The sequence below is a fragment of the Gudongella sp. DL1XJH-153 genome, from assembly GCF_049310905.1.
GTDB lineage: Bacteria > Bacillota > Clostridia > Tissierellales > Tissierellaceae > Gudongella.
This window is the reverse complement of the sequence record NZ_JBMEMN010000017.1, coordinates 50,455-62,416: the sequence shown is the minus strand read 5'-3', so window position 1 is coordinate 62,416 and position 11,962 is coordinate 50,455. Positions and strand designations below refer to the sequence as shown.

Below are 11,962 nucleotides of genomic sequence, written 5' to 3'. Positions count from 1 at the left end.
GATTGAACTTCAATATTATCCTCTAAGTAGTAGCTATTCATTGTAGTTCTTCTTTTCATAAGCTACTTTACACTATCGTTATTTAAATATCTGGAGCTTTTTCATAATCAACTTTTCCTTTTCTCGCATTGTTTCTTTGTCCTCGTCGTTCATATGATCATACCCAACTAAATGAAGTGTACTGTGAGCTGTAAGATATGCAAGCTCTCTTTCTACTGAATGCCCAAAATCCTTTGCCTGTTCAACTGCTTTCTCAACAGACAATACAATGTCACCCAGAATATTTATCCCTGTTTCAAATTCATCATCAAATGGAAACGATAAAACATCAGTCTCTCCATTAACATTTCTGTATTGTCGATTCAAATTCTTGATTTCTTCATTTGTTACAAAAGATACGCTGACCTCATAATCCAAAGTTATGCCTTCAACAAGCAAGGTTGTTTCTATTACTTTTGACAGCAACTCCTCTGTTTCCTTCTCTATTTCGACTTTGTCTTGTCGGTTATCAAATAAAACTTCCATTTTCTTCTCCTTTTGTCATGATTTTTCAGGATACTCAATCCTCTCGTGATATATCCCCTTCAATACGGATATAAATGTTTCTGATATAGTATTTATCTCTTTTGCAGTAATAGGTGATTCCTCCAACTGCCCATCGTCTATTTTCCCTTTAATGATCTTTTTGACCATTTTTTCTATTGAATCCGCCTTCATATCCTTTATACTTCTCACTGCAGCTTCGACTGAATCTGCCAGCATAACAATTGTTGACTCTCTAGATTTGGGTTTTTCACCGCCATATCTGAAGTCTTTCTCGGGAATATTTTGATTATCCTCTGCAGCTTTGTGATAAAAGTATGAAATCAATGTTTTTCCATGATGTTGATCAATTATGTCCATTATTTCACGGGGCAATTTTGTTTCTTTGCCCAGCTTCATACCATCTTCCCAGTGAGAAATAATAATCTGAGTACTTTGTAATGGTTCTAGATCGTCATGTGGATTGTCTATGCCAAATTGGTTTTCTTTAAAATATGCGGGTCTTTTCAATTTGCCTATGTCATGGTAGTATGCCCCCGCCTTTGCCAGAAGTTGATTTGCTCCTATGGATGCTGCAGCAGATTCTGAAAGACTGCCCACAATAAGGCTATGGTGATATGTGCCAGGAGCTTCAACAAAGAGCCTTCTTAGTATTGGTTGATTTGGATCTGTTAATTCCATCAATTTCAATGGAGTTAACACATTGAAAAGATTCTCCCACAGTGGCAAGGTCCCTAATGTTATAATTCCGGATACCAATCCTGATATGATTACTAAGCCACCGTTAACGATTAGGTCTCTTGTCGAAAAATTTCCAAGAAAAAAGTATCCCAAGTAAACAATAAAACCAATCAAGCCCATGTATAAACCATTTAAGAGTACTCTATGTCTCTGATTCTGATGCACCAATAGAAGTATACCTGCTGAATTTCCAATCAACATCACTACTACAAGTTCTCCTGGAATACTCCACATAAAATTAAGAATATATACAAGAACCATGTTAGTAATAATTGCCACACCTGGCCCAACCATCAATGTGACAACAATTGCATTTATAGCTGAAGGTATAAGGTAAGGCGATATATATTCCATGACTCTTCCCAGAAACAGGGTAATCAATAATGAAGAAAACACTAAATAGACAAGTCTTCCTCTCAGCACTTCAGGATAAAAATATATAAAATATAACATCAGGGCAATTAATGGCATAAGCAAATGAATTGTTATCCCGATATATCTTAGCCATGATCCAGTCTCACGATTCTCTAGCTGAGCGATTTCAATTATTCTCATTTGTTCTGTTGAAATAACGTCACCTTTGTTAACAATTATCTCATTTTGTTCAATTACAGGTGTTATGATACTACTGCGAACTCTTTCCATTTGTCTCTCAGTAGCAATTGTATCTACAAACTCATTAGGTTCAACTATTTCATTTAGAATTGAAGCAACCAAAAGTTGTTCCTTATCTTCCAGATTCAGCGAGTTGACAATACTATCAATTTCTCTTAACTGATAACCCAACTCATCTTCCCTTATTCCTTGGGCTAGAATCTGGGATAACAGATCTTCTGTTATTGCCTCTACCGTGTTTAGACTGGAAAATGTTGAATCTATTGCTGCCTGATGAATATCCGTGGACAACTCTATTGGGCTTTTGATTTCCAACTCATCCGATTTACCCTTCTCACTTAGATTGTTTCTAAGTTTAACATCTCTTACCAGATCCAAATAACCTGAGATTTTTGCTTTTGAAGTTATTTGTATAGTTGGTGATATCCTATAAACAGACTCCATGTTCTTCATTGCTTCATTGACCTGAGCTTCGTATGTACCCAAGTCCTCAATTCTATAAGGTGCTTTGATGTCCTCGGATGCTTTCTCGCCTACTTCCAACTCAATGTTTCTAAACTGGGACTGAGTAATGGCAAGAATAAAAAGCATAACAAAAAACAACAGAAAAACACCTGTTGTTTTTCTTATTCCATTGTCAATATCTAAACCTTTAAAAACAGTTTTTAGCTTTTTAAGCATCAAAAACACCAACCTTCTGTCAATGCGATATCTTAGCGATATCTTATTTTTTGCTCTCATGGATTTCATATGCATTTATAATTCTCTGCACAAGTGGGTGTCTTACAATATCAGCGCTAGTAAGTCTAATAAAATCTATACCTTTGACATCTTCAAGTATCCCCATTACTGTCTTAAGACCGGATTCCCTTCCTCTAATCAGGTCAATCTGAGTTATGTCTCCTGTAATAATAGCCTTTGATCCAAAACCAAGTCTTGTCAAGAACATCTTCATCTGTTCGTTTGTAGTATTTTGAGCTTCATCCAATATTACGTAAGCAGAATCCAGAGTTCTACCTCTCATGTATGCAAGAGGTGCAACCTCTATTAATCCCTTTTCAAAATATTTTAAATATGTCTCAACTCCCAAGATTTCAAAAAGAGCATCATAAATCGGTCTTAAATAGGGATCCACCTTCTCTTGCAGGTCTCCCGGCAGGAACCCAAGATTCTCGCCAGCCTCTACCGCTGGTCTTGTGAGAACTATTCTGTTAACCTCTCTGTTTTTAAAGGCTTGAACGGCCATAGCCATTGCAAGATAAGTCTTACCAGTCCCGGCTGGTCCTATTCCAAATACTATGTCATGCTTTCTTAATGAATCAATATATCTTTTCTGTCCAAAAGTCTTTGGCTTAATGCTCTTGCCTGATGCAGTAATACAAAGTACATCGTCCAACAATTCTTTTAGACTGCCTTCCTTGCCAGATTTGATAAATTCAATTGCATATTTTAAATCCTGCTCCTCTAATCTGTTCTGCTTCTGAATAATGTAATTAAGATTCTCAAAAAGTCTTTGTGTCATTGCTATTTTTTTCGGAGATCCGTATATTGTAATAGCATTATCCTTGATTCTTAGTTTTACATCCATTTTTTCTTCTATAGATTTAATATTGGAGTCAAGATTCCCAACAAGCTCTTTCATTGTATTATTGTCATTTATCTCTATAAACGATTCTTCATTGATTAAAGTCAAATTCAAGTTCCTCCTCGATATGTGGATTTGTATGTTAACTAAATAAATCATACCATAGAAAAGGGTTGTTTTCTATATAATTAAAACATGTGTAACTATTTGTAATAAGTGAATTTATGTCATTTATATGTTTGCCCATAGAAAAAGAAGCCCTAACGAGGACTTCTTCTTTTATTCAAGCTCTTCGGTTTATCAAGTATTTCAGAGTAAACCACACCTTTTATGATATCATTCCGAATATCAAAAAGGCCACCCGAACCACTTTTAGATCCTTTTCTTTTAGATGCTCCAGTAACAACAACTTCGATTTCTTCATCATCTGGAGTATCCTCTTCTACAACAATATCTTCCCAAAAACGTCCTTCCCTGAAAGTACGTAATTCCCTTTTTTGTTGTCTATTCTCAGGTTTTTCAACTGTCCTCTTTGCATCATTTGCAATGGGTTTGACAGGAACTTTTTTCTCTGGGTTAAGTTCTCTTTCAATCTGTTCCTTGTAATCATCCAGCGCTTTCTTGAAGTCCTTCATCCCGGTGTTCATCCGGGACCTGCCTTCCTGAGGCTTTTGCCTGTTTTGTGAACTTCCTTGTCCGGTTCTTCTTCTTGCCTGTTCAGCTTTTTTCTTGTCTCTGGAGCTTTTTAAAAGAATATTTATCAAGACCCAAAAGACCAGAATGATTATAGGACTATCCATTTAATCACTTCCTATTTTGTTTCATTTTCTTCGTCGGCTACCTTGGATATTGAATCTCTCATATCTGTATCAGCAAGTATATTCTTCATGTTGTAATAATCCATAACACCAAGATTTCCTTCCTTTAAAGCCTGTGCCAATGCCAATGGTACCTGAGCTTCTGCTTCTACAAGCTTTGCATTCATGGACTGTACTTCTGCTCTCATTTCCTGCTCTCTTGCTACAGCCATAGCTCTTCTTTCCTCTGCTTTTGCCTGTGCAATCTTCTTGTCTGCTTCTGCCTGTTCCATCTGAAGCTTAGCACCAATGTTTCTTCCTACATCAACATCAGCAATATCTATGGAAAGTATCTCAAATGCTGTACCTGCGTCCAATCCCTTTCCAAGAACTGTCTTTGATATACTATCTGGATTTTCCAACACATCCTTGTGTGAATTGGCACTACCGACTGTAGTAACAATACCTTCGCCTACTCTGGCAATTATTGTTTCCTCGCCAGCACCTCCGACAAGTCTTTCAATATTCGCACGAACGGTTACTCTGGCTCTTGCAACTACCTCAATTCCGTTTTTAGCTACAGCTGCGATCTGAGGTGTTTCAATAACCTTTGGATTTACGCTGACCTGTACTGCCTCAAGAACATTCCTTCCTGCCAGATCAATGGCTGCAGCTCTTTCAAATACCAATGGTATATTAGCTCTTTGAGCTGCTATAAGCGCATCCACCAAGGTATTTACATTTCCTCCTGCCAGATAATGTGACTCTAAATCATCAATATTGATGTCTAGTCCGGCTTTTGTTGCTTTGATCATAGGGTTGATTATTCTGCTAGGTACAACCCTTCTCAATCTCATACCTATCAATGTTGTTATTTTTACCTTTACGCCGGCAAAGAATGCAGTAATCCACAGTCCTATAGGTACAAAAGTAAAGAACAGCATCAGTAGAATTATGATACCAATTGCGATTGCTAATGTGAAAACAAGATCCATTCTAAATCCTCCTTACAAATATTTTTGATCCTTCAACCTTTACGACCTTGACATTGGTATTTTCAGGAATATAACCAGTTTCTGCCAGTGCGTCGTATTTCTCTCCATCTATAACTATAAAACCCGAAGGTCGAAGTTCTGATAAAGCTGAGCCTTCCTTATCCACTAGATCACTCATGGAGTTAGTACTTAGATACCCTCTGGCACTATCGAGTTTATTGCTTAATATTATTCGGCTTAAAATTTTACTTTTATAACCATGTTTTACCATAACTATCGCCACCAGTGTTGTTACTATCACTGCAATGCTTAAGGACAGTACTGCTGCAGTAAGGTCTTGCATCGCCAAAACGGTTCCTGCCAGTACAAATATTATGCCTCCAATTCCAGGAAGTCCAAATCCAGGCACTATTCCTTCTATCACAAGCAAACCTAAACCTACCACAAACAATATCAATGATGTCCAGTTCGAGTTTCCAGCGAGAATGTTACCACCAAAATACAAGCCGAATCCCATTAAGGAAATCGTACCTCCCAAACCGAATCCAGGAGTCAGTATTTCAAGCACCAAACCTACAAATCCCAATGTTAGAAGAAGTGTACTGATATAAGGATTTGAGATATATTTTGATAGCTTGACCTGCAGTCCCTCTTCCATGACTTCAACCTGGGACGCCTCATATCCAAAGTGCTCAAGTATCACATTGTAATCAGTTGATAAAATATCTGCCAATCCTAGATCATAGGACTCCTGAGCTGTAAGATTGAGGAGTTTTCCAGCCTCAACAACTCCTTCAATTGATATGTCACTATCCGCCATGGATTCAAGCAGGAGCGCGTCTCTTCCTCTGTATTGAGCAGTATCTCTCAGTACCCCTCTCCACATTGAAATAATCTTTTCAGTGTTGGGAATGGTTTCAGCAGATCCTATCACAGCATTTTCAGCCATTGCAATATGTTCTCCTGCAATAGTAACCAAAACTCCTGCTGATGCTGCCTTGTTGTTGACAAGGGTTATAGTCGGAATATTTGTTCCAATAATTACATCTTTTATTTTTATTGCCTCTTCTACAAGTCCACCGTAAGTGTCAATCTCAAAAATTATAGCCTCTACATTGGATTCATTGTTTAGGTCATTTACAACATCCCTTACGTAGTTGTGAGTCGCACGATTAATCTCTCCTTTGATAGGTACTACATAAACCTTACCGGGACTCTGAGCCATAACGCTTTCTGAGGATATAAAAACAACAAACAGAATTATAAAAAAAGCCAGAAATCTTATTTTTTTCACATACTCACCTCCAATTAAGTTCCACTTACAATTGATACCCAAATTCTTTAAAATATAGCAAAAAACCTGAGTAAAACTCAGGTTAATTCAGCATTTTTCTTGCGGCCTTGTTTACCATATTTCCATCCGCCCTGCCTTTTACTTTAGGCATTGTAGATTTCATTATAAGACCTATATCTTTAATTGAGGTGGCTCCAATTTCTTCAATTGTTTCCTTGACTATTTCTTCCACCTCTTCTTCACTTAATTGCTCTGGTAAATAATCCAAAAGAATCTCAATCTCTGATTCAGTTGTATCAACAAGATCCTGGCGAGAGCCTTTCTTGAATTCCTCTATAGCCATCTTCTTTTCTTTCAGCTGTTTAGAGATTATATCGAGAACATCTTCATCATTCAGTTCAATTCTTTCGTCAACTTCTCTCTGTTTCACAGCTGCCCTGACCATAGTGACAGTATTTTTCCTTATAGTATCCTTGTTTTTCATGGAAGTTTTAAGATCATCCATGAGTTTATCTTTAAGGGACATTAGTTCACCTTCTTAATTAATACTTGGAATTTTTCTTTCTTCTTGCTGCCTCTGATTTCTTTTTACGTTTAACACTTGGTTTTTCATAGTGTTCTCTTTTCCTAACCTCACCTATTACCCCTGATTTTGCACATGATCTTTTAAATCTTTTAAGAGCATTGTCAAGAGATTCGTTTTCACCAACTTTAATTTCTGTCATCGATCCTTCCCTCCCCTCTCAACTACAAGAGTGTTACAATACTGCCAAGAGTATGGCTTGCACACTAAATCATTATACAATATATCGTGGATAATTTCAACTATTTTTAGCCTGGTGGCCATAACATTTCTCTTTTGCCAAGTACATGAAAATGAATATGGTCGACAGTCTGCCCACCTTCAGGTCCACAATTGTTGACTACCCGATATCCATTTTCAACTCCCTGCTCTTTGGTCAGACTAGGAATCAGCTTGAAAATGTGTGAAATCAGGTAGTTCTGGTCCTCGTTCAGATAATCCAATGATCTAATGTGCACTTTTGGAACCACTAAAAAATGCACCGGTGCCTGAGGGTTTATGTCCTTGAAAGCAACTACATATTTATCCTCATAAATTAAATCACTCGGAATTTCTTTGTTGGCAATCTTACAAAACAAGCAATCCATCATTTACACCTCCTTATAAAGCTCCTTCAATATAGGAATTCTTAATGCCACTGAGTTTTGTAGCCTGGATTTTTCCGATTATGTCGACATTCGAAGGAGTCCTGACGCGTATATAATTTGAAGTATATCCTTCGTATACATCAGAATTCTTTTTTGTATGTTCCTCGTAAAGGACATCTTTGGTTTTATCTAGATATTTACTATTGAATTCTTTTGATAATCTGTCTCCAAGTGCTATTAGCGTTTCGCTTCTCATATTTTTTGTCTCACCGTGAATCTGGTTTTCCATGATTGCAGCTGGGGTTCCTTTTCTAGGGGAATACTTGAACACATGAATTCTTGAGAATCCAATTTCTTCCACAAAATTCATTGTTTCCTTAAATTCTTCCTCGGTTTCTCCAGGAAATCCAACAATTATATCGGTAGTTATCCCTGCATCTGGTAAATACTCCCTTATTAAACGTACTCTCTCTCTGTAGTCTTCGGTAGTATATTTCCTGCTCATCCTCTTTAGTACAGTGTCTGATCCACTTTGCAATGAAAGGTGGAAATGATCACATATCTTATAGCTTTTAGTCATTATACCCATAAAATCATCATCAATAAGTGTAGGCTCAAGAGAACTAAGCCTTATTCTTTCAATACCCTCAATCAGGCTAATTTTATCAATTACTTCTCCAATGGACTCCTTCTTTAAATCTTTTCCATAGGATGCAACATGAATCCCAGTCAGCACTATTTCCTTGAAGCCTGCTTTAGACAATTTTTTTATTTCAGTTTCTATTTCACCGTACTTCCTGCTTCTTATTGGACCCCTGGCATATGGAATTATGCAATAGCTGCAAAATTGGTTGCAACCATCCTGTATCTTTACAAATGCTCGGGTCCTTGACTTTAGTTTATCGATGTCAATCTTCTCGAACTCCTTATAAGTCTTTACGGATCTTACGATATTTATCTTTTTCTTTGTTGACGAAGCTTCCTCGCAAAGTTCAACTATTCTACCTCTTTCGCTGGTACCTATTATTACATCAACACCTTCAATATTTTCAACCTCTTCAGGTGATACCTGCGAATAGCAACCAACTACTGCAACTATCGCATCTGGATTTTTTTTCTTTGATTTTCTTATAAACTGTCGGGACTTTCTGTCCGACAGGTTTGTTACTGTACATGTATTGATTACATATATATCTGAATAGCCTTCTTCTCCGACTACATTGTAACCATTTTTCTCAAATAATTCTTCCATAGCCTCAGTCTCATATTGATTTACTTTGCAACCCAAGGTATGAAAAGCTACTGAATTCATTAAATCACTCCCAAATCTCCATATTCATACTGCACAATAGACGAAGCTACCATGCCTGCTGTTTCAGTTCTCAGTATTCTGGGTCCAAGTGATACTATCTTAGCACCCAATCCTACAAGCTTCTTTATTTCTTCCTCCTCAAATCCGCCTTCAGGTCCAATTATTATGTTAACTGTATCTGAGATTTTCAATGACTTGAGAACATCCTTGATTCCCTTGTCAGTTGATGCTTCATAAGGCACTATTGTGATTCCTTCCTTTAAGTAGACGACAAGCTCCCTGAAATCTATAACAGGATTAACAACAGGAATTCTATCCCGTTTTGACTGCTTTGAAGCTTCATGCACTATGGCTTCCCATCTTTCAATTTTCCTATTTTCCTTTTTGTCATCTTTCAATTTTACTACGGTTCTATTGGTAACAAGCGGATAAAAACTTGCTACCCCTATTTCTGTGCATTTCTGTAATATTGTTTCCATCTTTGAACTTTTTGGCAATCCCTGGAATAAATTTATTTTCACAGGAGATTCATGACTCTTTTCAATGGGATTAAGAATCTCAGTTATAATGGCACTCTTGCTGATTTCCATTATATTACATACATATGCCTTGTTACCAGTGACTATTTCTATATGCTCACCTGGTAATATGCGAAGTACATCTCGTATATGCTTTACATCTCCGCCATTGATTTCAAGTTTATCATTGTCATCGATTGAGTTTTCAGTAAAAAACCTATGCATCATATCACCATTTTGGAAGTGATTGCTGTCCAACCATTCATTAACTCAGTTTGGATTATCTCATAACCATTTTCTTCAAGAGCACTTTTGACTTTATATGCCTTGCTCTCAATTACCCCGGAAGCTATAAAAATACCATCCTTCTCAAGGTGATTCTTTAATCCAGGTATTATATTTACTATTACTTCTGCAATTATGTTTGCAACTATAACATCTGCCTTTTCTTCAACCATATGGAGGAGATTCCCTTGTTCTACCTGTATTGATTCGTCTACCTGGTTTATGATTGCGTTTTCTTTAGTTACTTTAACGCACATCGGATCCAAGTCTATTGCAAGAACTCTACCTGCACCTAGCTTGGCAGCTATTATACCAAGAATACCACTTCCACAACCTACATCAAATACCGTGGTATTTTGATTTACATACTTTTCAAGAGCTTTTGCACACATTACCGTAGTCTCATGTGAACCTGTCCCAAAAGCCATGCCAGGGTCAAGCTCAATTACTATATCATCAGGTTCTGGTTGATATTCTTCCCACGATGGCTTGATAACAATATTATCTCCAATTTTTGTGGTCTTGTAATGAATCTTCCAATTTTCAGCCCAATCGGTTTCATCAACCTTGCTTGTAAGAATTTCACCAAAACCGCCTTTAGTTATTTTCTCGGTAATGTCTTCCATTATCTGGTTTAAATCTTCAGCTTCGGAATAGTATGCCTTAATAATGATCTCATCATCACCAGTTTTAAAAAGGTCAGGTTCAATAAAATCCCATGCATCTTCTATTTTATCGAGCTCAACTATATCATTCGGGTCTTCAATCGTCAGTCCAGTTGCACCATTGTCATAGAGAATACTGCTTACTATATCCTCATTTTCAGGTGACGTTTTAATAATAACCTCAAGCCAGTTCATCAGATCACTTCCTTATCTATTATTCACCATATTATACCCTAAACTTCAACTCTTTTCCAGTAGACAAAAACAACCACCGAAGTGGTTGATTATTGAAATACATCCTTTACTTTTTTAAAGAACCCTTTTTTCTCCGGAGCTTTGTAGCTTTCACCCATTCCCTTTGAATAATCCAGTAAAAGTTCTCTTTGCTTATCTGTAATATCCTTTGGTATTATTACCTCAACGGTAAAAATCAAATCACCTTTTCCAAGTCCTCTAACATTGGCTACACCCTTGTTTTTCAGCTTGAATCTACTATGGGACGGAGTCCCTGCCGGTATAGTGTATGTTTCCGTTCCTTCAAGGGTAGGTATTTCAATTTCTGAGCCCAATGTCGCCTGAGCGAAGCTTATAGGTACAGTAACATAAATATTTACTCCTTTTCTCGTAAAAACAGGATCTTCCTTAACTGAAATATACAGGTAAAGATCTCCTGGTGGACCACCTTTTTCACCGCTATGTCCCTCTCCTCGCACTGTCATAACAGAATCACTATCAACTCCTGCAGGTATGTTGACATTGATTTTCCTGGTCTTTATTTCTTTCCCACTACCATGGCAAGTCTCACACTTTTCTTCGATTATCTCTCCTGCCCCATCACACTGGTCACATACTCCAACCTGAACAAACTGACCAAATGGGGTTTGTTGAGCATATCTTACTTCTCCAGAACCGTGGCATTTTGTGCAGGTTGTCTTTTCAGTTCCTGGCTTGGCACCTGTTCCATCACATGAGCTGCAAGTTTCGTATCGTCGTAACTGCACTTCTTTTTCAACTCCGAATACGGCTTCCTTGAACTCCAAAGTAACACCCTGTTGAATGTCAGCACCTCTAACGGGACCTGATCTTCTTCCTGAGCTTCTTCCTCCGAATCCACCAAATCCACCAAACAGGTCATCAAATATGTCCCCAAAACCTCCAAAGTCTCCTCCACCAGCCTGTGGGTCAATACCAGCATGACCATATCTGTCATAGCGCGAACGTTTATCCTGATTGCTTAAAATCTCATAGGCTGCATTAACTTCCTTGAAGCTCTGCTCTGCTTCTGAATCATTTGGATTAAGGTCTGGGTGATACTTTTTTGCAAGTTTCCTATATGCTCTCTTTATATCATCCTGTGTCGCATCTTTGGGTAAATCAAGTATTTCATAAAAATCTCTCACTACCATACACCAACTTCCATTTAATATCATTAATCAAAGCTA

At 37.5% G+C, this 11,962-nt stretch carries 13 protein-coding genes; all 13 read right to left on the bottom strand.

Annotated features, from left to right (window positions below; all coding sequences use genetic code 11):
• Positions 1–78 precede the first annotated feature (78 nt).
• Entirely contained in the window at positions 79–525 is a 447-nt protein-coding gene (gene ybeY / locus ACOEN1_RS08145; RefSeq protein WP_422486325.1) for an rRNA maturation RNase YbeY, read from the bottom strand.
• A gap of 15 nt (positions 526–540) precedes the next feature.
• A complete protein-coding gene (locus ACOEN1_RS08140; RefSeq protein WP_422486324.1) occupies positions 541–2,640 on the bottom strand; it encodes an HD family phosphohydrolase in 2,100 nt (699 codons plus the stop codon).
• Positions 2,624–3,541 (bottom strand): PhoH family protein, encoded by a 918-nt coding sequence (locus ACOEN1_RS08135; RefSeq protein WP_422486332.1) that lies wholly within the window; start codon positions 3,539–3,541, stop codon positions 2,624–2,626. The genes ACOEN1_RS08140 and ACOEN1_RS08135 overlap by 17 nt, the downstream gene beginning before the upstream one ends.
• A gap of 203 nt (positions 3,542–3,744) precedes the next feature.
• Positions 3,745–4,284, bottom strand: a complete 540-nt coding sequence (locus tag ACOEN1_RS08130; RefSeq protein WP_422486322.1) for a hypothetical protein — start codon at positions 4,282–4,284, stop codon at positions 3,745–3,747.
• An 11-nt stretch (positions 4,285–4,295) separates the two neighbouring features.
• Positions 4,296–5,276: a flotillin-like protein FloA gene (gene floA, locus ACOEN1_RS08125; RefSeq protein ID WP_422486320.1), complete on the bottom strand. Its 981-nt coding sequence runs from the start codon at positions 5,274–5,276 to the stop codon at positions 4,296–4,298.
• Between the two features lies 1 nt (position 5,277).
• Positions 5,278–6,570 (bottom strand): NfeD family protein, encoded by a 1,293-nt coding sequence (locus ACOEN1_RS08120; protein WP_422486318.1) that lies wholly within the window; start codon positions 6,568–6,570, stop codon positions 5,278–5,280.
• Positions 6,571–6,652: 82 nt separating this feature from the next.
• A complete protein-coding gene (locus ACOEN1_RS08115; RefSeq protein WP_422486316.1) occupies positions 6,653–7,096 on the bottom strand; it encodes a GatB/YqeY domain-containing protein in 444 nt (147 codons plus the stop codon).
• A gap of 16 nt (positions 7,097–7,112) precedes the next feature.
• Positions 7,113–7,295 carry a 30S ribosomal protein S21 gene (rpsU, locus tag ACOEN1_RS08110; protein ID WP_422486315.1) on the bottom strand — a complete coding sequence of 61 codons (183 nt, stop codon included), beginning with the start codon at positions 7,293–7,295 and terminating at the stop codon, positions 7,113–7,115.
• A 106-nt stretch (positions 7,296–7,401) separates the two neighbouring features.
• A complete protein-coding gene (locus tag ACOEN1_RS08105) occupies positions 7,402–7,740 on the bottom strand; it encodes a histidine triad nucleotide-binding protein (RefSeq protein ID WP_422486330.1) in 339 nt (112 codons plus the stop codon).
• Between the two features lie 13 nt (positions 7,741–7,753).
• The gene (gene mtaB, locus ACOEN1_RS08100) at positions 7,754–9,052 is read right to left on the bottom strand and encodes a tRNA (N(6)-L-threonylcarbamoyladenosine(37)-C(2))-methylthiotransferase MtaB (RefSeq protein WP_422486314.1); all 1,299 of its coding nucleotides are present in this window, start codon (positions 9,050–9,052) and stop codon (positions 7,754–7,756) included.
• Positions 9,052–9,798 (bottom strand): 16S rRNA (uracil(1498)-N(3))-methyltransferase, encoded by a 747-nt coding sequence (locus ACOEN1_RS08095; RefSeq protein WP_422486313.1) that lies wholly within the window; start codon positions 9,796–9,798, stop codon positions 9,052–9,054. Before ACOEN1_RS08095 ends, mtaB begins: the two co-directional genes overlap by 1 nt.
• A complete protein-coding gene (gene prmA / locus ACOEN1_RS08090; protein ID WP_422486312.1) occupies positions 9,795–10,715 on the bottom strand; it encodes a 50S ribosomal protein L11 methyltransferase in 921 nt (306 codons plus the stop codon). The genes ACOEN1_RS08095 and prmA overlap by 4 nt, the downstream gene beginning before the upstream one ends.
• Positions 10,716–10,804: 89 nt before the next feature.
• Positions 10,805–11,926, bottom strand: coding sequence for a molecular chaperone DnaJ (gene dnaJ / locus ACOEN1_RS08085; protein ID WP_422486311.1), 1,122 nt, complete (start codon positions 11,924–11,926; stop codon positions 10,805–10,807).
• Positions 11,927–11,962 lie beyond the last annotated feature (36 nt).